The 20,431-nt window shown below is 36.3% G+C and carries 25 protein-coding genes and 1 tRNA gene; 9 read left to right on the top strand and 17 right to left on the bottom strand.

Features of this window, described 5'->3' with window-relative positions; genetic code table 11:
* Window positions 1-21: 21 nt before the first annotated feature.
* The 5 genes from IGL70_RS06080 to IGL70_RS06060 all read right to left on the bottom strand — a co-directional run bounded on the left by IGL70_RS06080 (window position 22) and on the right by IGL70_RS06060 (window position 4,100).
* The gene (locus tag IGL70_RS06080; protein ID WP_002296675.1) at window positions 22-915 is read right to left on the bottom strand and encodes an SDR family oxidoreductase; all 894 of its coding nucleotides are present in this window, start codon (window positions 913-915) and stop codon (window positions 22-24) included.
* 77 nt (window positions 916-992) lie between these two features.
* The gene (locus IGL70_RS06075; protein WP_002376595.1) at window positions 993-1,916 is read right to left on the bottom strand and encodes a magnesium transporter CorA family protein; all 924 of its coding nucleotides are present in this window, start codon (window positions 1,914-1,916) and stop codon (window positions 993-995) included.
* A 48-nt stretch (window positions 1,917-1,964) separates the two neighbouring features.
* The gene (locus IGL70_RS06070; RefSeq protein ID WP_002296672.1) at window positions 1,965-2,315 is read right to left on the bottom strand and encodes an iron-sulfur cluster biosynthesis family protein; all 351 of its coding nucleotides are present in this window, start codon (window positions 2,313-2,315) and stop codon (window positions 1,965-1,967) included.
* Between the two features lie 32 nt (window positions 2,316-2,347).
* Window positions 2,348-3,250, bottom strand: coding sequence for a glycosyltransferase family 8 protein (locus IGL70_RS06065; RefSeq protein WP_002298674.1), 903 nt, complete (start codon window positions 3,248-3,250; stop codon window positions 2,348-2,350).
* Window positions 3,243-4,100 carry a glycosyltransferase family 8 protein gene (locus IGL70_RS06060; protein WP_104873897.1) on the bottom strand — a complete coding sequence of 286 codons (858 nt, stop codon included), beginning with the start codon at window positions 4,098-4,100 and terminating at the stop codon, window positions 3,243-3,245. The genes IGL70_RS06065 and IGL70_RS06060 overlap by 8 nt, the downstream gene beginning before the upstream one ends.
* A gap of 333 nt (window positions 4,101-4,433) precedes the next feature.
* Between IGL70_RS06060 and IGL70_RS06055 the strand changes: the two genes are divergently transcribed.
* Window positions 4,434-5,243, top strand: a complete 810-nt coding sequence (locus IGL70_RS06055) for a Cof-type HAD-IIB family hydrolase (RefSeq protein ID WP_002296669.1) — start codon at window positions 4,434-4,436, stop codon at window positions 5,241-5,243.
* A 39-nt stretch (window positions 5,244-5,282) separates the two neighbouring features.
* Window positions 5,283-5,780, top strand: a complete 498-nt coding sequence (locus tag IGL70_RS06050; RefSeq protein ID WP_104873896.1) for an isochorismatase family cysteine hydrolase — start codon at window positions 5,283-5,285, stop codon at window positions 5,778-5,780.
* A gap of 261 nt (window positions 5,781-6,041) precedes the next feature.
* On the opposite strand, the gene IGL70_RS06045 is transcribed toward IGL70_RS06050, so the two are convergent.
* A tRNA-Ile gene (locus IGL70_RS06045) sits at window positions 6,042-6,115 on the bottom strand.
* A gap of 186 nt (window positions 6,116-6,301) precedes the next feature.
* On the opposite strand from IGL70_RS06045, the gene IGL70_RS06040 reads away from it, so the two are divergent.
* From IGL70_RS06040 to IGL70_RS06025, 4 genes are all read left to right on the top strand, one after another.
* The gene (locus tag IGL70_RS06040; RefSeq protein WP_002321681.1) at window positions 6,302-6,625 is read left to right on the top strand and encodes a hypothetical protein; all 324 of its coding nucleotides are present in this window, start codon (window positions 6,302-6,304) and stop codon (window positions 6,623-6,625) included.
* A gap of 163 nt (window positions 6,626-6,788) precedes the next feature.
* Entirely contained in the window at window positions 6,789-7,043 is a 255-nt protein-coding gene (locus IGL70_RS06035; protein ID WP_081156679.1) for a hypothetical protein, read from the top strand.
* A 69-nt stretch (window positions 7,044-7,112) separates the two neighbouring features.
* The gene (locus IGL70_RS06030; protein ID WP_002296663.1) at window positions 7,113-7,358 is read left to right on the top strand and encodes a helix-turn-helix domain-containing protein; all 246 of its coding nucleotides are present in this window, start codon (window positions 7,113-7,115) and stop codon (window positions 7,356-7,358) included.
* Between the two features lie 75 nt (window positions 7,359-7,433).
* The gene (locus IGL70_RS06025; RefSeq protein ID WP_002296662.1) at window positions 7,434-7,799 is read left to right on the top strand and encodes a TIGR02328 family protein; all 366 of its coding nucleotides are present in this window, start codon (window positions 7,434-7,436) and stop codon (window positions 7,797-7,799) included.
* Between the two features lie 1,190 nt (window positions 7,800-8,989).
* Here IGL70_RS06025 and IGL70_RS06020 read toward each other — a convergent pair.
* Window positions 8,990-9,190 carry a cold-shock protein gene (locus tag IGL70_RS06020; protein WP_002293303.1) on the bottom strand — a complete coding sequence of 67 codons (201 nt, stop codon included), beginning with the start codon at window positions 9,188-9,190 and terminating at the stop codon, window positions 8,990-8,992.
* Between the two features lie 372 nt (window positions 9,191-9,562).
* Here IGL70_RS06020 and IGL70_RS06015 point away from each other — a divergent pair, with 372 nt between their 5' ends.
* The gene (locus IGL70_RS06015) at window positions 9,563-9,712 is read left to right on the top strand and encodes a hypothetical protein (RefSeq protein WP_002296658.1); all 150 of its coding nucleotides are present in this window, start codon (window positions 9,563-9,565) and stop codon (window positions 9,710-9,712) included.
* A gap of 206 nt (window positions 9,713-9,918) precedes the next feature.
* Here IGL70_RS06015 and IGL70_RS06010 read toward each other — a convergent pair whose 3' ends face one another.
* The 10 genes from IGL70_RS06010 to gnd form a co-directional block, all read right to left on the bottom strand.
* A complete protein-coding gene (locus IGL70_RS06010) occupies window positions 9,919-10,632 on the bottom strand; it encodes an HAD family hydrolase (protein ID WP_104858873.1) in 714 nt (237 codons plus the stop codon).
* Window positions 10,625-11,710 carry a mannonate dehydratase gene (gene uxuA / locus IGL70_RS06005; protein WP_104873885.1) on the bottom strand — a complete coding sequence of 362 codons (1,086 nt, stop codon included), beginning with the start codon at window positions 11,708-11,710 and terminating at the stop codon, window positions 10,625-10,627. The genes IGL70_RS06010 and uxuA overlap by 8 nt, the downstream gene beginning before the upstream one ends.
* Window positions 11,711-11,726: 16 nt before the next feature.
* On the bottom strand, window positions 11,727-12,170 hold the full coding sequence (locus IGL70_RS06000; RefSeq protein WP_002296653.1) for a PTS sugar transporter subunit IIA: 444 nt from the start codon (window positions 12,168-12,170) through the stop codon (window positions 11,727-11,729).
* Between the two features lie 33 nt (window positions 12,171-12,203).
* On the bottom strand, window positions 12,204-12,557 hold the full coding sequence (locus tag IGL70_RS05995; RefSeq protein WP_002321678.1) for a hypothetical protein: 354 nt from the start codon (window positions 12,555-12,557) through the stop codon (window positions 12,204-12,206).
* A 549-nt stretch (window positions 12,558-13,106) separates the two neighbouring features.
* Window positions 13,107-13,616 (bottom strand): PTS system mannose/fructose/N-acetylgalactosamine-transporter subunit IIB, encoded by a 510-nt coding sequence (locus tag IGL70_RS05990; protein ID WP_104873884.1) that lies wholly within the window; start codon window positions 13,614-13,616, stop codon window positions 13,107-13,109.
* Between the two features lie 21 nt (window positions 13,617-13,637).
* A complete protein-coding gene (locus IGL70_RS05985; RefSeq protein ID WP_002296647.1) occupies window positions 13,638-14,495 on the bottom strand; it encodes a PTS system mannose/fructose/sorbose family transporter subunit IID in 858 nt (285 codons plus the stop codon).
* 17 nt (window positions 14,496-14,512) lie between these two features.
* Entirely contained in the window at window positions 14,513-15,346 is an 834-nt protein-coding gene (locus IGL70_RS05980) for a PTS mannose/fructose/sorbose/N-acetylgalactosamine transporter subunit IIC (protein ID WP_002296646.1), read from the bottom strand.
* Window positions 15,347-15,359: 13 nt separating this feature from the next.
* Window positions 15,360-16,463: an iron-containing alcohol dehydrogenase family protein gene (locus IGL70_RS05975; RefSeq protein ID WP_002300139.1), complete on the bottom strand. Its 1,104-nt coding sequence runs from the start codon at window positions 16,461-16,463 to the stop codon at window positions 15,360-15,362.
* An 8-nt stretch (window positions 16,464-16,471) separates the two neighbouring features.
* Window positions 16,472-17,473 (bottom strand): D-isomer specific 2-hydroxyacid dehydrogenase family protein, encoded by a 1,002-nt coding sequence (locus IGL70_RS05970; RefSeq protein WP_002296641.1) that lies wholly within the window; start codon window positions 17,471-17,473, stop codon window positions 16,472-16,474.
* Window position 17,474: 1 nt separating this feature from the next.
* Window positions 17,475-18,377 carry a phosphogluconate dehydrogenase (NAD(+)-dependent, decarboxylating) gene (gnd, locus tag IGL70_RS05965; protein ID WP_002296640.1) on the bottom strand — a complete coding sequence of 301 codons (903 nt, stop codon included), beginning with the start codon at window positions 18,375-18,377 and terminating at the stop codon, window positions 17,475-17,477.
* Window positions 18,378-18,542: 165 nt separating this feature from the next.
* Here gnd and IGL70_RS05960 point away from each other — a divergent pair, with 165 nt between their 5' ends.
* Both IGL70_RS05960 and IGL70_RS05955 read left to right on the top strand, forming a co-directional pair.
* Window positions 18,543-19,391, top strand: a complete 849-nt coding sequence (locus tag IGL70_RS05960) for a MurR/RpiR family transcriptional regulator (RefSeq protein WP_002296639.1) — start codon at window positions 18,543-18,545, stop codon at window positions 19,389-19,391.
* A gap of 644 nt (window positions 19,392-20,035) precedes the next feature.
* On the top strand, window positions 20,036-20,242 hold the full coding sequence (locus IGL70_RS05955) for a DUF3955 domain-containing protein (protein WP_002296638.1): 207 nt from the start codon (window positions 20,036-20,038) through the stop codon (window positions 20,240-20,242).
* Window positions 20,243-20,431: the final 189 nt, after the last annotated feature.

The following is a 20,431-nucleotide window of genomic DNA, read 5'->3' as shown; positions in this document are numbered from 1 at the left end:
AGGGGTGAAACGATCAACTTCTTATAAGTTGATCGCTTCTCCACCAGTTACTCCGTAAATTTGGGCTGTAACATAACTTGCTTTATTCGATGCTAAGAAAACATAAACTGGTGCTAATTCTCCTGGCTGACCTGCACGTTCTAGTAAACTTTGCTGACCAAATTCAGGGATCGAATCAGAAGGTTGTCCTTCGTCTAGTTGTAATGGTGTCCAGATTGGACCAGGTGCTACACCATTTACACGGATTCCTTTAGGTGCAAGCTGTTTTGCTAAACCGATCGTAAAGTTAGCGATTGAAGCTTTTGTTGCTGCGTAATCTAATAAATGTTCGCTTGGATTGAATGCTTGAACAGAAGTTGTTGTTACGATTGCTCCTCCTGCTGGGATATGCGGAACAGCTTCTTTCACTAAAGCAAACATAGCGATGATGTTTATCATAAATGTGTCTTTGACTTGCTCAAGTGGTAACTCAGCAATAGACTGACAAGAAATTTGCTGTCCTGCGTTTAGTACCATCGTATCTAGCCCGCCAAGTTCACTCACGGCTTTATCTATGATTTCTTTAGGTGCTTGTTCGTCACGAAGATCAAAAGGTAGTAAGACAATCTTACGTCCTGCATCTTTCACGTATTTTGCTACTTCCTCTGCATCTTTTTCTTCTCCTGGGAAGAATTGAAGAGCGATATCTGCCCCTTCTCTAGCAAATGCAATCGCTGCTGCACGACCGATCCCTGAATCTCCACCAGTGATTAGTACACGGCGGTTTTCTAGTTGATTATTGCCTTCATAGGATTCTTCTCCGCAATCAGGAACAGGAATCATATTCTGCTGTAAAGCGGGTGTATCCTGATCTTGTTTAGGAAATTTCTCCGTATGGTACAAGTTTCGCGGGTCGATTAATTTTGGTTCTGTCATTGCTGTATTCCTCCTAGTTTTTAAATTGTATTGCCAAAACAAATTTCTTTGTTTGATACCTGTTTTAAATAGATTCTTTAATTTGTATAATCTTTCCGGTATAAATGGTAACCTAAAACTACTGCTGCTATCAAAGAGCCAAAGACTACGAGTATAAAGCCTAGAGCAGAACTTTTACCCGGTAATCCTCCTGTATTCATTCCCCAAATCCCTGCGAACAACGCCGGAACGGAAATGATTAATGCAGCTGAATCTAGATATTTCATGATATGATTTAGATTATTGTCCATCATCCCGTTGAATAGATCACCAATACTCTCTAATAAATCTCGATATATCTCGATCATTTTTTCTGTTTGTCGCTGTCTCAAATGGACATCATAGAGTAGCTGTTCATCATCTAAACGTTTGATGAAAGTTTCAGAATTCCATAATTGATCCATTGTTTCCCGTTGATCTCTTAAGGTATGATCGATATATACGATGTCTCTTTCAAGATCTGCCTGTTTATACAGTTCTTCATTTTCCGTTGTTTTACGAGCTGCTTTATCCAAAGCGTCAATTCGCTTTTTCATCTCTCTTAGTTCTTTCACGTAATGGGTGTAAATATCTAATAATGTATACGTGATGATCTTTTCAAACGAGTTTAAATGATTTCCATGCTTTGTCAGCAGCCGATCCACAAATTCGGTTTTTCTATCGATACAAGTAATCAAGAGATTATCGGAAAGTACAAAAGATATTGGCGTTAATTTTTTTTCGATACGATTATCTGACTGATCTAGATTAATCACTACCAAAGAAAATGGATGCTCTAGTTTCGTCTCATAAAGGCGCTCCATCCGAGAAACTTCTTCCGGATATTCGGTTCCTACGAAAATATCATCAGGAAGCTCGAATTCTTCGATTGCTTGCTCAATCTCTTCGGGCTTTGCACTATCAAGTACGAGCCAATTATATTTTTTTTCATCTGTTTCTGTTACATTCTTTTCTTCATCCACAAAGTAGTATCTCAATGTATACCTCCTTTTTGGACTTTCTCGAAACTATTAGCTGAAGAAGCAGTTCTTTAATTTGATATTATAATCGAGTACTGCGATTTCATTTTCTAATGAAAAGCTGTCAAGCTGTTTGTTGAAGTCCATGTTCAATCGTTTACCGAAATAATTTTGCTCTAATTTAGATGTATAGATGTCCAATAATGGATGCTCGATTTTAGTCGCATATTCTCCAAATTCCGAAACAAAAGGAATGATTTGAAAAAAGCTGCCTTTTGCAAAAGCACCTTTGTCCCTTAAAAATGGATCGGAATCATTGATAAGCGCGAGTGCGATTTTTGTATTTTCCCCAACCTTTTCAATTAACGTCTCTACTGCATTTTTAGACATTGTAATTTCCATTCCTACTCCCCCTCTTCAGTTGTTGTCTTCTATTATTTAACAACTACATCTGTTTTTGGTTGAACTTTTGCGTATTTTGGATATTTAGGGAATTTAGCTACACAGCGGAAAGCCGTCATCCCTGCATATTTTTCGTAATATTTCTTCGTTGGCCCTTCAAAATCCTTGCTCCACGGTTTCACATGTCCTGAAAAATGGATAATGTAAGGATTGTTGCGAGTTTCTTCGTATTCACGTTCACCTGCTGCTGTTGGATGTTTTTTTGCTTTTGCCATGATATAGCCTTGTGCATTCCAACGCGGATGAAGTGGTAACCAACGGTCATGTAAGATAGCATTTAATGCATCTTGGTCATGGAATCGTAATTTTTCTGGATTATGTTCGATGAAATCTAATACTTTTTGCGTAATATTTTCATCTAACCATTTTTTCACATTGATCAGCATCAAACCTGAGTTGAAATAACGCATTGATTTAGCTGAAATTTCCATTTTTTCCAGTCGTTGATGGAACCCTGCATCTTCAACAGCTGCTACGATTGAATCCCCAAAATCAAGACGCCATAATTTAGAGATGTCTTGTAAAGCGATCATGTCGCAATCCATATATAAGATACGTTCAACTTCTGTGCCGCGGAACAATTCCGGAATCGCAATACGATAATAAGCTGTTTCTGGAATACGATCGCTGATTACCACATTTGTAAAGAATTCTTTATTGATTTTCAAGAATTCCACATCTGAGTTCATTCGTGCGTTTTTCACTGAGAAGCGTAAAAGCTGTTTACTTTCAAAATCGATATCATCGTCAATCACATAGAACCGAACAAATTTAGACGGGTTGCAATTATCTAATACTGAGACAAATAATGCAGCTAAATGTGGTACGAATTTTGTGTTACAACTTGCGACTACTGCTATTTCTTTTTTATTCATTGATCTCGCCTACTTTCGTTAGAGTACTGTGTGCTAATTTTTTTAAGTATAAATTGGTATACGGATGATCTTTCAACGTATTCCAAGGTTTATCATGTCCTGTAAAGTGAACGATCGAAGGTTTTTCATTTCCTTCTCTATACTGACGTTCATATTTTTCATTTGGTGCTGGATGACGTTCAAAAATCAGCGAAGTCTGCATGTTCCATTTTGGATGAAGTTGTTCCCAATCTTCATAAAGTACAGCATTCAAAGCATCTTGGTCGTGATAGATGATTCGATCGCCATTTTCACTGAGGTAATGGATAGTTTTTTCTGTAATTTCTTTTTTATTCCATTGATCAATGTCAATCACCATCACTCCTGAATTGAAGTACAAGTCATCGGAATCGATTCCTAATCTTTCCAAAGCTTTCACTTGGCCTGGATCGATAATAGCGCCGATTGTTTTTCCATTTAACGGCTCATCATATAGTTTTACGATATCGTCTAGTACTAACACATCTGAATCTAAGTAAAGGACTTTCTTATAATCCTCTTTAGCTAATAAGTTTGGTAAAGAAATTCTTAAGTAAGCGGTAGTTGTGATATGGTCACTGACTAGGAAGTCTTCGTAGATATCTTTTTCCACTGTCAGGAATTGGATACTTGCATTACTTGAATATTTATTTACCGTTTCTTCCAATCCTTCTTTACTATATTCTGATAGACCATCGTCAATCACATAAAATTTTATGCGTCTTGTTTTATTGCAGTTTTCTAATGCAGTTGCGATCATCACGCTCAAGTAAGGAGCATAATTTTCGTCTGAAGCAGTTACCACAGGAACTACGCCGTATCTCTTCTCCATCAAAATCACTCCTTTTTCTAATCTTTTTCTAACCTGTTCTACATCTAGAATATTCCTCATTTGGTTTTAAAGCAAAATATATGCTTTGTTTTCATTGAATATTTTAAAAATTTTTTATCACAAAACGCATTAGTAAGCGCTAACTATTCGTTTTTCATGGCTTTTTATTCAAAGGTATTGACCAAAAACTACTATATATAGCCACCTTTTTCTTAAGAATGTTTTTTGAAAAAATTCATAATGACAAAGCAAGTTAGTTTCATTTTTTTAAATTCTCATTTAATCTTAAGGTAACAGAAAAATAGATATGTAAAAAGAAAGTAGGAAGATAAAATGAAACTAGCAGCGATTGATTTAGACGGTACCTTGCTTGATCGAAATGGAAAGATACCAGAAGAAAATATCCAAGCACTTCGGAAATTTGATGAAAATGGCGGAATCGTAACCGTCGCTACCGGAAGGAACAGCATTTCTGCTAAAGATATTTTTTCCGAATTAGGAATCGGTGGCTATTTGATTTCTTCCAATGGTTCACTGATTGCTGAAATGAAGGATGGAAAAATGGCGAAAGTTCTCAGACGTTCAAAAATAGATAGCGATACACTGAGAAAAGCCTTCTTCTATGCTCAAGAAGCGAAAATATCCATCATTGCTAGCCGAGAAACCCAAGATGATCAGCTGACATTCGATGAATCAAATCTAGTCAAAGATGACCCTTATTATGAACATTTCAATTTACAGAACCATTCTTTTGATCAAATTTTAAATATGTTGGAAGATCCTTCTCTTAGCTATCTTAAATTAGCATTAACAGATAAGAGTGAAGAAAAACTACAGAAGCTACAAAGAGATCTGCAAGCAGATGGTATCCAATCAGTATTCTCTGATCCGCATTTCTTAGAAATCACGCCTACAGGTATCACTAAAGCTCATTCACTTGTTTTTCTGGCGGATTACCTTGGAATCGAATCGAGTGACATCATGGCTTTTGGCGATCAAGAAAACGACATTGCTATGTTGAATTACAGCGGGTTGAGTATTGCGATGGGGAATGCACAGCGACAAGTAAAAGAAATTGCAAACCAAGTAACGCTGACGAATGAAGAAGCTGGTGTTGCTTATATTTTAAAAAACTTTTATTAAAAAGAATAAAATGACGATATGAATGTAGGAGGAAAGAAAATGTTAGTTATTATTGATATGCAAAATCATATTCTTTATCCAAACAGCGAATTTTATATTCCAGAGTCAGATCAATTGGCAGAACGTATTGCTCAAAGATTAGCTAAAGCACGCCAAAATAATGAATATATTCTCTTCACACGGGATATTCCAGTTGAACTGAAGGACAAAGAAGAAGAACGAGAAGATTTGCAATTGATCCCTCTTCTTTCTCCACAAGAAAATGAACGAGTGATTAAAAAGTATTACTTTACGATTCCACCTGAAACTTTAGCTGAAATCAAGGAAACTTTATTTGAAAGCAAAGAAGAACAAAAAGAGATCGAAGTAGTCGGGATTGAAACAAACTTGTGTGTACTCTCTAATCTGATAGGCCTGCAGAGTGCTTTTCCTGAAGCAGACTTTTTTGTTGATCCAATGTTAGTCTCCAGTAGAAAACACGGAGAATCCGCTTTAGAGCTGTTGAAAGATTTCAACGTCTCTATCGTCGAATCATAAAAATATCTATCTTCATTTACGATATTTAACACACAATAAAAAAAGCACGCAGAACTGTTTTAGTCCTACGTGCTTTTTCTATCAAAGTAGATTGGCTTTTTTATGACACATAGTGAAACGGAAGGCTCACGACCTCTTTCTTAAATGGTGTTCAATCAGCTGACCCTCGGTATTAGCTTAACAAACGGCAAAATACGAGGAACTATTTTTCCGTTTGTTTCTCTAATACTCAGGTCAAAACGCTGATTTCACAACCTCTTATGTACCTTGTAGGACTCGAACCTACGACCGGACGGTTATGAGCCGTCTGCTCTAACCAACTGAGCTAAAGGTACATCATAAATAAAATTTATTTTTGTTACTTTTCAACTATAGCACGGATGATAAACTCTCGCAAGTTCCAAAATATAAGTAAAATAATATTGTTATTCTTATTTCTTTTACTTGTGTCATAACTATTTTGTTACTTTAATTTTTATTTGCTTATTTTAGAAAAAATGTTATTCTTTTATTTATTCTCAATGTTAGGAGTGATTATTTTGCCATTTATTGCGATTTTATTCGATTTAGTTGCGGCAGCAGCTTATTTTCTCCAATTAAATTATCAAACCTCAGGAATTCTGTTTATTGGAATGATTTTTCAAGGTGTGATTACCCTTTTGCTTCTTGTCATGATGCTCAGCTATAAAGGAAAAAGATATGCCCGTATTCAAACAAAAGTATTTGTTAAATATGTTTCCATTCGCTATGGGATCATCATTCTTTCCTTTTTAGTGAATGCGATCGTCCTCTTTTTATATGTATTGAATTACTTAGATATCAATCCATTGATTTTTTCTCGATAGATAAGACACATTCAGCGGAACAGTTCCTGCTTATCAGCAGAAAACTGTTCTGCTTTTTCATTTTTCATTGATCTATTCTTCTTTTATTTTCCTAGCATTTCATTTGTGATGTATGCAATAACATGTTATCTTTTATTATATGAATCGTTGAGGAGTCCGTTACATGATTACGTTGGTGAGAGTTTTGTTTTGGGTGCCTGCGGTCGCACTGGTCGCAAGTATTGTTTATCTTATGAATTGGAACAAAGAACGGTTTTATTTAGCTATTTTGACTCTTCCGGCTATCTACTTTATGTGGAAAGTTTTTAATTACAACTACTTTGAACCCGATAGTGTTTTTATAAAAGAATTATCAGGACTGGTTTTGTCTTTATTGATCGTCATTCTTTATTTGATACGTTTAAATAAAAAACATTGAGTACTATTGATTGCATGTGTAGCTTTCTATAGTCATTATAACTATTCTACTATAATGAAAGGTGATTAAATGAGTATCGAAGAAGCTATTTTACTGGATACTTTACGTTGTCGTCTGAATTTCTTAAGAACTGGCCGATCTTTATCTCAAGTAGCTGTTTCTAGCGCGTTAAGTATTCCTTTATTCAAATATCGTAAGTACGAAGAAGGAGAAGAAATTCCAAGCATCATTGAATTAATCTATATCGCTGACTTTTACGATATTTCCGTTGATTACCTAATTGGTCGCTCAGAAACAGCAAGCAAACTGAAGTGATTTTTTCCAGCCTTGTTGCTGGTTTTTTCATTTAACGTCTAAGGTTAACAATCTATATATAAAGGAGACATTTCTATGCGATTATGGCATGAAAAATTGATTTCAAAGCTTCCTCGTCAACAGCTTTTAGGACAACATCGGGAATGCTGTGCATTAAGAGGAAATGGCTGGGGAAAGAAACATGCTACTGTGGATTATGTTTTTCACTATTCTCCTTATAGATTATTCCAATATCATCAGCTTGTCATGGATGAAATGGAAAAACGTGGTTACAGCCCAGCACCAGAGTGGAAAAATCCTATGTATCGTGGCAAATCATGCGAAGCATTTTTTGATTTACCTACTGTAGAGCGCAACGTGCCGATTTATCCGGAACACGATGAAGTTTATCTAGCAGAATGTTTAGCAAATTTGGAGCAAAAAGGAATTTATCTTACCTAATATAACTAGAAAAGCCTTCTATCTCCTCTTACTTCATTAAAAAGCTTTAACCATCTTAGATCAAGCTAAAATGTCGTAAGTTTTAAGGTTATCTTCATCCTCACGTGCAAAACTAAAAGCGTACTCTAGTTTTGGTTCATCGCCAGCTTCCCTAGACATAAATGAACATCTCCTGACGTGGTTTAAAAGTACCGCATCTTCGACGTCTGTATACGATGCACAGCACAGATTGCTTCTTTTGATCTTTCTTTTGATTTTTCTGTTGCTTCTTCTACACCTTCTTCGATTACTACATCGATGCTTACAATTGCTTCTGCCTAATATTCCCATGCATCGTCGATTTAAGCCTCTGTAGTCACTGTGATCGTTTCCACATTTTAACTCCTCTGTCGTGGCTTCAGTTGATTTTGTGATCAGTTCAGTTGCTGAGCCAGAGTCAGAACAACCTGCCATTGCTAGCGTTAATATTAATAGTAAAAATAGTTTTTTTATCATAAGGTTCCCCCCTGAAAATAGACTAAAATAATAACGCTTTCTTTTTTTGTTTTCAGACGAAAATTAATAATTTCTAAATATTCTTTAAAAAAACTTATAACTATTATGCCTTTTTTAATATGTAACACAGTTATTTTTAAAAATAAGAATGCTAAATCACTCTACAATAACGGCGAAAGCACAAAAAATAAAAAAATTATTACGTTATTAAAAAAACAGATGAAAGATCAGGTTTTATTAGATCTCATTCTTTCATCACTTGAAGGGATTTAATGAACTACTTTTTCCTCTTTGTCGTTTTTATATACTCGTATTCCTTCAAACAGTAGGATAGCCTCTTTCAATGCTTGATATTTGAACTGTCCGTTACTTAAAAATGTAGATGTGCCGCCCTCTTCCTAGAACATATTCTTTTTTACTTTTTCATTAATTGACAGACCAATCGAACGAAACTGTAAATTTCGATAGGATAATGATTGGTCAAACTCATTCATTTTCAAGACATCTCGTTTCATATTCAAGATAGGAATCTTTTTATCAACATCACTTTATTCGTATTTTCCTCTACCATAAAAGCCTCACGCTCCACAAAATTGTTTTATACACTACTATTCAGCCTATTCAACGACCAATGAATTTTTTCGTACAAAAAAACCGTCTTTTCGAAAGAAAAGACGGTTAAAAGTCAATTTTTATTAAGCTTTAACAATGTTTGTTGCTTGAGGGCCACGTTGACCATCTTCAACATCGTAAGACACTGCTTGGCCTTCTTCTAAAGTTTTGAAGCCGTCACCTTGGATAGCTGAAAAATGTGCAAATACATCATTTCCATCTTCACCAGTGATAAAGCCAAAACCTTTGTCTGCGTTGAACCATTTTACTGTACCGTTATTCATAAATAAATTCCTCCTGATACGTATCAATGTACGTTTTTTCGTTGCAATAAATATTTGATAGGCAAAAGGAGTTTTATCTATGTAGATATATCGCTCAAATTACGTTTCAAAATAGATTACTCATTTAATATATCATGCTTTTTCTAATAACACAAGGATAATGTAGTGAAATATAAAATTTGTAGTCTTCGAAGAAATAAAAAAGTTGGATAACCGCGTTTGATTCATTTTTTTTTTCTTGTTTATTTGCTTTTTGACTTTAAAATTTCTTAACTATGAAAACCTTTCAATTGGTGGTATACTTATAAATGGAATTTCGTTATCAACGCGTTCGTTGCCTTTCAGCAAGTATTTAAAGAAAGGAGAATGGCTATGACATTCTATAACAAAGATATACAATATCGAGTAACCTTGGATACAGATTTGAATCTATTTGTCGTTTTTGACAAAGAAAATACCAATCATGTAGCGACAGGTGTTACGATCGAACAAGCAGTGCAAGAATTAAAAAAATCTGCATAAGGAGTGGAAACCCTCATATGGACGATTCTCGTTCTTCTCTTTAAACGCATCTACTGGTAGATAACAGTAGATGCGTTTTGTGTTTGTTCTAAATTGTTCACTACAAATAAGGTAGATACTTCAAAATAAAAAATTACTTCTTTTTCATCTGTTCCCTCAGTTGTGCAGGACAATAAATAAAGAGGACTAGAAAATAGTCCTCTTTATTAGAGATACAACCCTTTACTTTCTAAAAATCGTTTTGCTTGATGCAGGTCATAAAATTCATAGTCTGCTTTATTGGATTCATATAAACTTACATCTACTTTCAACTTATGCTTCCCATTATGATCGGGCAACCCTATCAAATGATCTTTGATGAGAAAAGACAAAATGTCCGCTCGCCTTGCTGCTTCGATCCCTGCAATCGAGTCTTCAAATACAAGTGCTTCACTTGGAGGAATATTCATTTTTGAACAAGCTTTCAAAAAGATCTCTGGTTCCGGCTTCCCTTTTTTTACATCATCCCCTGAAATGATTTGATCAAACAAGGCATATAGATTTTCCATTTTTAAATACATTTCTACTTTTACCTGTGTATTAGACGAAGCCACGATTGTATGGATTCCTCTTTCTTTTGCAAAAGCTAAAATTTCTTCTGTTCCTTTTTTCGTATATACTCTCTTATCTTCTTTCACGATTTTTTCTTTATATTGATTGATTGCTTCTCGCCATTTGATATATGGAACATCTTCTCCGTACAAAATGCCCATTTGTTCTCTTATCGCCATTTCTGTTTGGCCAGTTAGTAAATAATAGACTTCCTTACGCATTTCATAATCATACTTTTGTGCTGATTTTACATAAGCACGATAAGCTAAACGTCCAGTTTCTAATAAAAGGCCATCCATATCAAAGATGAAGAGCTTGATTTTATTCATAATGCTCTCCCAGTGGTTTTTCCTTACTTATCGCCTCATATAGACCTTGCATGTAAGTGAGTCCCATTGCACGATCATACAGGCCATATCCAGGCATAGCCACTTCACCCCACACGGTTCTACCATGATCAGGGCGTATAGGACCGTCGAACCCTTCTTGCACCAACGCTTTCATAATATGATACATATCATGGGAGCCTTCTGTAGAGGGATGTGCCGTTTCTTTGAACTTTCTTTCTCCTAAAAACTCCACGTTTCTGAAGTGGACAAAATGGATGCGCGAACCTACCTCATGGATGATTTCAACTAAATCGTTTTCCGGATTTGCCCCTAAAGATCCTGTGCACAGCGTTAGTCCATTATATGGAGAATCTACTGCATTTAGAATTTTCTTCAAGTCGCCAAGATTTTTCGTCACTCTAGGAAAACCAAAAAGTTCCCATGGCGGATCATCTGGATGGATAGCCATTTTTACATCTGCTTTTTCGCATACAGGAATCACTTTTTCTAAAAAATAAGTCAGATTTTCAAATAATTCTTCTTCGGTCATTCCTTCATACAGTTTTTCCAGCTGAGCGAATTTTTTCAACCGTTCTTCTTCCCAACCCGGCAATTTGAATCCCTTTGACTGGCTGTGTATCAATTGATACATTTCTCCTGGCTCCATCTGATCGACGATTTTCTGATCGTATAAAAGAGAATAGCTTCCATCGTTGTTTTCATTAAACAAATCAGTTTTCGCCCATCCAAAAATTGGTTTGAAGCTATAACAAATCAATCGAACCCCACATCGAGACAAGTTTTTGATTGTTCGTATATAGTTATCAATATAGTAATCTCGTTCATCTGTCCCTGCCTTGATTGCATCGTGGATCGCTACACTTTCAATTCCAAGCAGTTCCAGTCCTTGGCTCTCAACAGATGCTTTCAACTCCTCAATTTCTGAAATCTCCCAAACATCTCCAGGCATTTTAGTCAGCAAAGTTCCAATTATCCCATTTATTCCCGGTATTTGGCGAACATATTTTAATGGGATCGAATCCCCTTTTTCACCATACCATCTAAATCCCCACTTCATCTTTTCAGCCTTCCTTCTAAAAATCGTCCTCATCTAATTTTTTTTCTTCCGCTGAAGCATGCCAAACAGTTAAATTATCTTTTCCTTGTTTGACAATTTGTTCCACCGCTTCTTCTATCGGTGTGTGAAGCATCTGATGATTGATTGCTTCTAACAACATTGGCAGATTCACGCCCCCTATGACATAAGTGGCTGCTTTCTTTTCTTCAGTCAGTTCATTGACTGCCAAGAGCGCTTGATTGTACGGACTTGCGCTAATTAGATCAACAAATACTAGCATGGGTTCTGCTGTGTTGATCATAGTTAATTTTTCTTTGACCTTCTCTCCGAATGTTTGGATGTCCTCCCCAGACTCTAAGCACATTGTTTCAATATGGCTCGATGTCCCGACAATTACTTCCGCCGCATCTTTCAGTCCTTCGCTCAACTTACCATGTGTAACGATCATGATTTCCAACATTAGTCTTCTCACTCCTTGTTTTGCACTTTTTACTTATCGAAAAAGAGCAATAATCTGATTGGCATTTTGCCAATTAAATGTTTTCCCTCGTAAATCTGTTTTGGTCAAATAGAAGAACTGCGCTTGCTTTTTTCTTGCACTAAAAATATAATTGACGTTTTTTTCTTTCAACTTATCAACTTGTTTCAGCCACTGTTCTTTATTTGAAAAATAATTTCCCGAAAACTGTAGCGGTGTATCTGCCCCAACAGAGTCTAGATAAAAAAGAATAGCCTCTTTTTTCATACCCGATCTCACGCTGTCTAAGCCCTTTTCTCCATAACAGCCTTCATCAACAAACGCATACGCTACACTCGGATCATCAATCGTACGGATCATTTCTAGCATCGTTAATATGGATGAAGTATTTCGAATAAAAGTTTGTCTGCTAGGCCATCCGCGAGCTGCTTTTCCCAATAAGAAAAAGTAGCTCCCAAATGCTAGTACAGTGATACCTGTTTGTACGGATAGCAGATCGAATACGTGATGAGGATTTTTGTTATATATCATCATTCCCCACCAACCTAAACTGAACAACAAAATGAAGGACAATAATATAGAGTAGATTGTTTTTTTCCTTTGGTCTTTCCAATCAAACATGAAATAACTTCCTAATGCATGAACGGGTGTATCGTAATAAGTACAGATAACTTTCTCTGCTTTTTCGATATCTCCAACATAAATATTTTTTGATCGGTAGGCTAGCGTATCGTAAGCAATGACTGTCACATCTGTTCTCATACTGTAAATATCTGATACTAATGCTGAAAGAAAACGCTGTTTACTCTTTTTTGTACGGCGCTTACGGTAAATATAGCGATAACGAAATTCCCAATCACGAAACATCTCGTTCTTCTTCATTTTTTCGCCCTCTTTATCTTTTTTCTAAGCATTTGTTTATGACAAATCAAACTTGTTCAATACATCTTTTAATCCTGTTTTAGGTGCAGATGGAGTGGCTTGAAAATAAACATTCTTTACGCCATATTGTTCATTCATTTCTTTCAATTTTTCAGCATCTGATTTATTTAAATAAACAGATTTCGTCACTAAAAGATCTGTATCAGGATTTTTTTGAGCAATCCCTCCAATATTCAATTCTTCCATGGGGATTCCGTGTTTTACTAAGTCGTAAATCGTTTGGACTGTTTTTGCGATCAAAATACAATTGTATTCTTTAAATTGATATTCATCCCAATAGAATTTAGCTTTCTCTGGTGTAATGACAATTGTTTTTTGTCCTGTACGGCTTCCTGCATTTTTGTAAAGATCTCTCATAAATTTATCTTTTGCTACAACTTCGTCTACAACAAAAATGGAATTCACTCCACTTTTTTGAGATAACGTTACCATTACTTGCCCATGGATCAAACGCTCATCCACACGCGCTAAATTGACTACACCCATCTTATTCACGTTCCCTTCTTTTTATAAAATACCGATTCCTGCTAGCACAATTAATATTCCAGTCAGCCATAATAATGCTTGTGTGACTTTCAATCCTTTTTTCGTATAGAACAAGTACACACCCATTACGACAGCTAAAGGTAATATCCCTGGCACGATTTGATCAAGAATTTCCTGTATAACAAACTCACGTCCGGATATCGCAAATTTCAATGAAGATTCTACTTTTACATAGTTTCCCGCAAGCACCCCCATCATAAACAACCCTAAAACTGATAGCATTTCAATCGCTGTCTGAACACCAGTGTTTTGCATTAGGCCTGTAGCATTACGGCCCATAGTGAAAGCTTGTCTTGCGAAAAATACCCCTAGTAAAACCTGATACAACCCAAAGCAGATAAAAGGAAAAAGTGCGCCTAAAGGACTTCCCTGTTGTGCCCAAGGTACCGCGATTGCGATAAAAATATATTGGACGGTTCCTGAATCGATTGCATCTCCGATTCCTGCTAGTGCCCCCATCAATCCCGCTTTCGTGTTATACATCAAGTCATCCTGCATCAAGATCTCTTTTTCTTCATACTCTTCTTCTGCTCTTTGCTGTTCCATAGAAGACATTAGGCCAGTAATCACACCGCCACCCCAGCTTAATTGAGTGTTGAAGAACAGTAACTGCCGTTTATATGCTGCTTTTAAAGAGTCTTCATCTTTATAAAGTTTTTTCAAGATTGGCATCATTCCGTATAGTAGTGATGGCGCCAAGTAACGTTCAAAAGAGTGAGGAATTTCGTTTGCAAAATGCCATCTCAGATAGGCTTTTGTTACATCTTTTTTCGTGATTTCTTCAGGAGCACCTGTTTGATTATCCATTATTTCAGCCATTTCCCATTCCTCCTAAATTAAAATCCGTCATCATAGTCATCTTCGTCATCAAAAGATGCTGAATTGTTATTGCTTGTGGCAGGCTGTACTTGTTTCCCTTTTTGCGACTGGACAAAGATCAAAGCGATAATAATCCCAAAAATGGCATAAGTAACCATCGTAATATCTAAAGATTTCAAAACAACACTCATAAAATAAGCAAGGAAGAAAAAGACCAGATAATCTTTTCGACCGATAACGTATACAGTTGTAGCGATACCGATTGCCGCTAACCCTCCACCTACTACTTCAAGAATGTGGATAACGACTGTTCCCTCTAAAGCTTTGATTACATCAGCGATCAATGGCGCCCCTAAATATAAAGCAATGAAAACAAGCGGAACGAATAATAAAAATGAGGCAACCGTTGGATAAAGAATAATTGATCGGGCCATAGCTTTTGTATTCAAATCTTCTACAGCTTTGTCTGTATATTTACCTAAAAAAGTATTGATAAAAAAACGAAACTGATACAAGTAACTTCCGAGCAATCCGACTGGCACCGCAACGGCAATCGCTGCTTCTGGCGACAGATCCCCTAATAATGCGACTGGTACTGCGATAGCTGCTGCAATAGATGGTTCAGCTGGCATTGATCCTCCTGGAGAAAAAACCCCCATATAAATCATTTGCAAAGCGGCTGTAACAATCATCGCTTGTGCAACTTCCCCCATGATCAACCCGACGACTAATCCAGTCATCAAAGGAGAAAAACGTAAGGTCAACGTGGCTCCTCCACCTAACCAGCGGGACATAACCGCGGCTACCCATAAAGCAATCAACAAACTTTGTACTACACTTAATGTTTCCATGTGTCCTCCTCCTTCAGATCTTTCTGATATAACCTTCCAGTTCCATCATTGACTGTATCAGTGATTTCTGTGTTACCTCTATAGGAATCAAATGCACTTTCTCTTTCGAATCAATAAATTCAGCCATTTTATCTATTATCTGTTTATCTTTCGGAAATAATCCCATTTGTTCTAGAGAAACCGGCAGTTCTAATTCCCGATACAAAGGATATAACTCGTCTATTTTTTCCCAGCGACCTTCTAGTGCCAGTTGATAGAAAATCCCATACGCTACTTTTTCTCCATGTAGAAAACGATGGCTTTCCGGAATATATTTACTGATAGCGTCATGCATAGCATGTGCTGCCGCATTTCTTGCGTATTTATCTCCTAATCCTCCAACTAAACCAGCAACAGCAAAGATAATCTCTGAAAGCTGTTTGAACTCCGATGTCAGTTTTCTTTGTGCCATATCTTGGATTGCTTTAGCAGAATGATTCAAAATCTCTTCTTTGCAGATCTTCGCAGTATCTTGTGCTAGCTTCAAAAATGATTCATCTTGCAAAAAATCTTGTTCTAAGATGAGCTCAGATTCATACCATTTTGCTAGTGTATCTGCTAACCCGGCAATGAAATATGGAACAGGGGAATCAATCACTAATTGGGGATCTGTTATAAAAAAAGCAGCTTGTCTGTAAAAGTGTTCTGTTTTCCCTTCTGCTTGTCCATTCTCCTTATACATGACAGCAAGAGGTGTCCATGGAGCACAATTACTAGCTAAAGTAGGGATGACGCCGAAATCGATTCTTGCAAGATTGGCACTATAACCCACTAGATCGGTCAGTTTTCCTCCGCCAACGCCAACTACGAAATCGATTTCATTTTTTTTGATGATTGTAGCTATTCGTCTGGCTTCAGCATAACTACATTCTCCAGAATAACGATGATAAAAAAATTGAATCGTTTCGTCATTCAAAAATACTAATTTAGGTAGCGCCTTTTCCCATGATACCGTTCCGTGGGTGACCAGTACTCTTTTCGCGCCGTATGATTTCAAGAGATCAGAAACTTTTGAAATACCACCTTCTTCATATAAATAAAATTGAGGGCCTGTTTTCACTTTTAAACCGTTCACCATTTTCTTCATCATCCTTTTATATAGTTGCTCTTTGTCTGGACAGAACGTTCAGGAAGAAGGTGCTGACTGATCTGTTCGACATCTCTGACACATTTTTCACCCATTGCTTCTAAACATTCCCTTGTGTAGGCCGATATATGTGGCGTAATCACTACTTGTTCAAACGCTAAATACGGATGATCTTGACGTCCCGGTTCTTCTTCTAAAACATCTGTGGCATATCCTGCGATCTTTCCGCTTTTCAGACCATTAATCATCGCTTCTTCATCAACTAGAGCGCCTCTTGCACTATTAGATAGATAAACATTTTCTTTCATCTGATCGACTTCTTTATCAGAAATCATGTGATAGTTCTCTTCTGTCAAATTCGCACATAAACAAATGATATCTGATTGTTCCAGTAATTCTTGAAGTTCTACTTTTTTTGCACCAAAGCTTTCGATGTATAAATCTGATTTGTAAGGATCATAAGCTAGAACATCACAGCGAAAACCGTTACGCAAAATTTCGATTACTCCGCTTCCGGTATTTCCTGCACCAATCACACCAACTGTTTTGTTAAACAGCGTCCTACCGACGAACTCCGCCCGATCTTCCCATCGATCGTCCTTGACTCTTGCTTGTGCTTGTGTCGTGCGTCGAAGCATGGACAACAAATTAGTTATATTATTTTCTGCTACAGCATTTCGTTCAACTAAAGCAGGTATGATAGATACGATTGTCTGGTGTTCTTTTGCTGCTTTTAAATCAATATTGTTGTAACCAATACCATGTCGGGAAATCAATAGCAGTTCATCTTTGTTTTCAAAAAAATCTCGTCGAAAAAATGGCGTAACACTTGCAATAATGATATTGAATCCTTTAAGTAACTCCGCTAGTTCTTTTCCTGGAATCTCTTGATCAACAGTAAAGAAATGAACGTCTCCAACTGACTTTAATCTTTCCAAGTGGTGTGGAAAGACTCTTCCGAAACTGCTGGAATTAACGATTGCTATATGATAATCTGGCATTTTACTCACCCTTTTCAACTATTTCATGTCCGCCAAACCCATTTCTTAGTGCTGAAACTACTTTTGCTGAAAAACTATCTTCTTCCTGTGAAAGATTCCTCATGAACAAACTAGTTGCAATTACTGGAACTGGAACAGCCATTTCTAGCGCTGTTTCAACCGTCCATTTTGCTTCACCTGATGCAGAAACGATTCCCCGATAATTACTTAAATTGGGATGTTCGTTTAACTGATCTTCCATGATTTCCATCAGCCAGCCGCGAATCACCGAACCATGATTCCAAACACGTGCGACTTGTTCCAAGTCAAAAGCATACTCACTTTTTTGTACAAGTTGGAATCCTTCACCGATTGCTTGCATCATTCCATATTCGATTCCATTATGGATCATTTTCAAGAAGTGTCCGCTTCCGGATGCACCAGCATACAGATATCCTCTTTCAATTGCTACATCTTTGAATAATTGTTCCACGGATAGAAAAGTTTCTTTATCTCCTCCAATCATTAAGCAGGCTTGATGTCGTGCTCCTTCGATTCCTCCAGAAGTCCCACAATCCAAGTAACCGATTTCATTTTTCTGAAACTCTTCTGCTCGACGGATTGAATCTTTATAATAAGAGTTTCCGCCTTCAATAATAATGTCTCCTGGTCCGAGTTTTGGAAAAAGTTTTCTTAACATGTTTTCGGTTATCTCTCCAGCAGGAAGCATTAACCAGATGATTTTTTTCTGCTCAAAAGTAGCTAGAAATTCAGAGATCTCTTGATAAGCAGGAATGTCATTTTCTCTTGCCTGACTAACAGCTGTACTTGAAATGTCGAGTCCTTGTACTTTGTGATGGTGCTCTTTTAAGTTTAAAGCTAAATTCAATCCCATTTTTCCCAAACCAATTACACCAATTTCCATGATAGCGCCTCCATTTCTTATACCCTCATTATACAAAAAAATATTTTTTTGTAAATAGATTTTACAAAAATATTTTTTGTTTGATTTTTTCCTACTCTCCTTGTATCTTTAACATTAATGAGAACGGAAAAAATGATAATCTTATTATGAAAAGGAGGAATTCTCATGAGCGTCTCCATAAGACTACAAATCAAAACAATGTACAACGACTTCAGCCCAAAAGAACAGGCTATCGCCGATTATATTTTAGAAAATCCAAGCAAAGTAAGTCATAGTCCGATTAGCAATTTAGCAAGTGAACTAGGTATTGCTGACTCTACTTTTTTTCAATTTACAAAAAAACTTGGTTATAATGGATTTAAAGATTTCAAAATGGCGATGTTGATCCAAGAAAATGATCTATCTGCTATTTCTATCCACGAAAATATTCAGAAAACAGATACTGAGCTCACTATGGCGCAAAAGGTGTTCGAGTCTAGTATTTCAACTTTAAATGACACAAAAAAGTTGTTACAACAAAAAGATCTAAAAAAAGCGGCTACTATTATCAATGAATCTAAACGTGTCTATTTTTTCGGTGTTGGCGGTTCAGAGATTGTAGCAACTGACGCTTATCATAAATTTTTGCGTTCCCCTATCGCAACTTCTCACAGCACGGATTACCATATTCAATTGATGGAAGCTTCTTTATTGACGGAAAAAGACTGTGCTGTTTTGATTTCTCACACAGGGCAATCAAAAGAAACAATCCATATTGCTGAAACCGTAAGAAAAACTGGAGCAAAAACAATCGTTATTACTAGCCAAGCTAATTCTTCCCTTGCTAAACTTGGCGATGTCGTTTTTATTTCTATTTCTGAAGAAACAGAATTCCGATCTGAAGCTTTAGCTTCCCGTATTTCTCAACTAAGCATTTTGGACTCTCTATATGTGATTTTGATGTTTTACAACGAAAAAGAATCACGTCGTTCTATCGCTAAAGTTCGACATACGATTTCTGAAATCAAAGAATAGCACCATAACAGAAAAAGCGAAAAATCCATAAAACAAAAAAAGCCACTACCAAATATTTGGTAGTGGCTTTTTTGGTTCTGCAAGGGTGGTACAGAACATCAATAGTCGGTGGGTTAGAACGTATGTCATCGCATCTTTGGAGAAGGTTGTATTGGTATTATTCGAGTTACTTGTTAGATGCGATAACAAAGTTAGTATACAGTAGTAAAAAATTTATCTTTTCTTTTTTTATTATTTTTGTTTCTTATTTTCTAAAAAATTAAAAAAAATTTTGGTAAATTAAGTATTTCCTTGATAACACTGGCTTTTGGCCTCATTTTAGGTTATCATTTGTAATTTTATTTCACAGTTGATATGATTGTGATGTAAAATAAAAAAGTTTAGGATACATCGAATTTTTGGGGAAATTCTTTTGGGGGTATCCTAAATCTTTTCTATTATATTCCCATATTTTCTATTATTGGTCTAGACGTATGATGGTAAACTTTGTACCTATCTGATTGCTGAATCATTAATTGCTTATCATTAGCCATCTTTGTTTCAAGTTCGCTAGATGATCATTTTATTCACATCCTAACAAACTTGTCACATTTATAGATTCTTAATCTATTTATCATACAATTATAAAAAAGGAGGTGCTGCTTATGAAAGCTATCCATATTTCTTTGCTTTTTTTCGCTAGTGCATTGATTTTATTTGCTATTCATCTTTGTTCCCAGCCTTATATCAATAACAACGGAATATTAGTGGAACCAGCATTCTTTTGCTTACCACTCGGCTTTTTGTCCCTTCTTGCCTCCGCAGGCTTCGGATTTGTTGCTTTTTTTAAACGATCAAAACAACAAATCTGACTTATAAAATTTACGTAAAAGAGATCGTGACAATAATCGTGTGATATTCCCAAATTTCGAATAAAAGGTGCCCCTTGCCATCTCTAACTCCTCAGTCACAAGTTACAATATTCATAAACCATGAAAAGCTTGTTTATTGAAATTGCTCCTTGTGACTTGGAGCTAAGTGACAGATTACAACCTCTTTTG

The organism is Enterococcus sp. DIV0901a (assembly GCF_051711525.1).
GTDB lineage: Bacteria > Bacillota > Bacilli > Lactobacillales > Enterococcaceae > Enterococcus_B > Enterococcus_B faecium.
Note: the sequence above shows the minus strand (reverse complement) of the source record. Positions and strands in the feature narration are given on the sequence as shown.

Bases quoted from the DNA above. Each gene is read 5' to 3' on its own strand.
- IGL70_RS06080 (WP_002296675.1), bottom strand. From the start codon at position 915: ATGACAGAACCAAAATTAATCGACCCGCGAAACTTGTACCATACGGAG.
- IGL70_RS06070 (WP_002296672.1), bottom strand. From the start codon at position 2,315: ATGGAAATTACAATGTCTAAAAATGCAGTAGAGACGTTAATTGAAAAG.
- IGL70_RS06065 (WP_002298674.1), bottom strand. From the start codon at position 3,250: ATGAATAAAAAAGAAATAGCAGTAGTCGCAAGTTGTAACACAAAATTC.
- IGL70_RS06060 (WP_104873897.1), bottom strand. From the start codon at position 4,100: ATGGAGAAGAGATACGGCGTAGTTCCTGTGGTAACTGCTTCAGACGAA.
- IGL70_RS06055 (WP_002296669.1), top strand. From the start codon at position 4,434: ATGAAACTAGCAGCGATTGATTTAGACGGTACCTTGCTTGATCGAAAT.
- IGL70_RS06050 (WP_104873896.1), top strand. From the start codon at position 5,283: ATGTTAGTTATTATTGATATGCAAAATCATATTCTTTATCCAAACAGC.
- IGL70_RS06040 (WP_002321681.1), top strand. From the start codon at position 6,302: ATGTTAGGAGTGATTATTTTGCCATTTATTGCGATTTTATTCGATTTA.
- IGL70_RS06035 (WP_081156679.1), top strand. From the start codon at position 6,789: ATGATTACGTTGGTGAGAGTTTTGTTTTGGGTGCCTGCGGTCGCACTG.
- IGL70_RS06030 (WP_002296663.1), top strand. From the start codon at position 7,113: ATGAGTATCGAAGAAGCTATTTTACTGGATACTTTACGTTGTCGTCTG.
- IGL70_RS06025 (WP_002296662.1), top strand. From the start codon at position 7,434: ATGCGATTATGGCATGAAAAATTGATTTCAAAGCTTCCTCGTCAACAG.
- IGL70_RS06020 (WP_002293303.1), bottom strand. From the start codon at position 9,190: ATGAATAACGGTACAGTAAAATGGTTCAACGCAGACAAAGGTTTTGGC.
- IGL70_RS06015 (WP_002296658.1), top strand. From the start codon at position 9,563: ATGACATTCTATAACAAAGATATACAATATCGAGTAACCTTGGATACA.
- IGL70_RS06010 (WP_104858873.1), bottom strand. From the start codon at position 10,632: ATGAATAAAATCAAGCTCTTCATCTTTGATATGGATGGCCTTTTATTA.
- uxuA (WP_104873885.1), bottom strand. From the start codon at position 11,710: ATGAAGTGGGGATTTAGATGGTATGGTGAAAAAGGGGATTCGATCCCA.
- IGL70_RS06000 (WP_002296653.1), bottom strand. From the start codon at position 12,170: ATGTTGGAAATCATGATCGTTACACATGGTAAGTTGAGCGAAGGACTG.
- IGL70_RS05995 (WP_002321678.1), bottom strand. From the start codon at position 12,557: ATGCTAGAAATGATCCGTACGATTGATGATCCGAGTGTAGCGTATGCG.
- IGL70_RS05990 (WP_104873884.1), bottom strand. From the start codon at position 13,616: ATGGGTGTAGTCAATTTAGCGCGTGTGGATGAGCGTTTGATCCATGGG.
- IGL70_RS05985 (WP_002296647.1), bottom strand. From the start codon at position 14,495: ATGGCTGAAATAATGGATAATCAAACAGGTGCTCCTGAAGAAATCACG.
- IGL70_RS05980 (WP_002296646.1), bottom strand. From the start codon at position 15,346: ATGGAAACATTAAGTGTAGTACAAAGTTTGTTGATTGCTTTATGGGTA.
- IGL70_RS05975 (WP_002300139.1), bottom strand. From the start codon at position 16,463: ATGGTGAACGGTTTAAAAGTGAAAACAGGCCCTCAATTTTATTTATAT.
- IGL70_RS05970 (WP_002296641.1), bottom strand. From the start codon at position 17,473: ATGCCAGATTATCATATAGCAATCGTTAATTCCAGCAGTTTCGGAAGA.
- gnd (WP_002296640.1), bottom strand. From the start codon at position 18,377: ATGGAAATTGGTGTAATTGGTTTGGGAAAAATGGGATTGAATTTAGCT.
- IGL70_RS05960 (WP_002296639.1), top strand. From the start codon at position 18,543: ATGAGCGTCTCCATAAGACTACAAATCAAAACAATGTACAACGACTTC.
- IGL70_RS05955 (WP_002296638.1), top strand. From the start codon at position 20,036: ATGAAAGCTATCCATATTTCTTTGCTTTTTTTCGCTAGTGCATTGATT.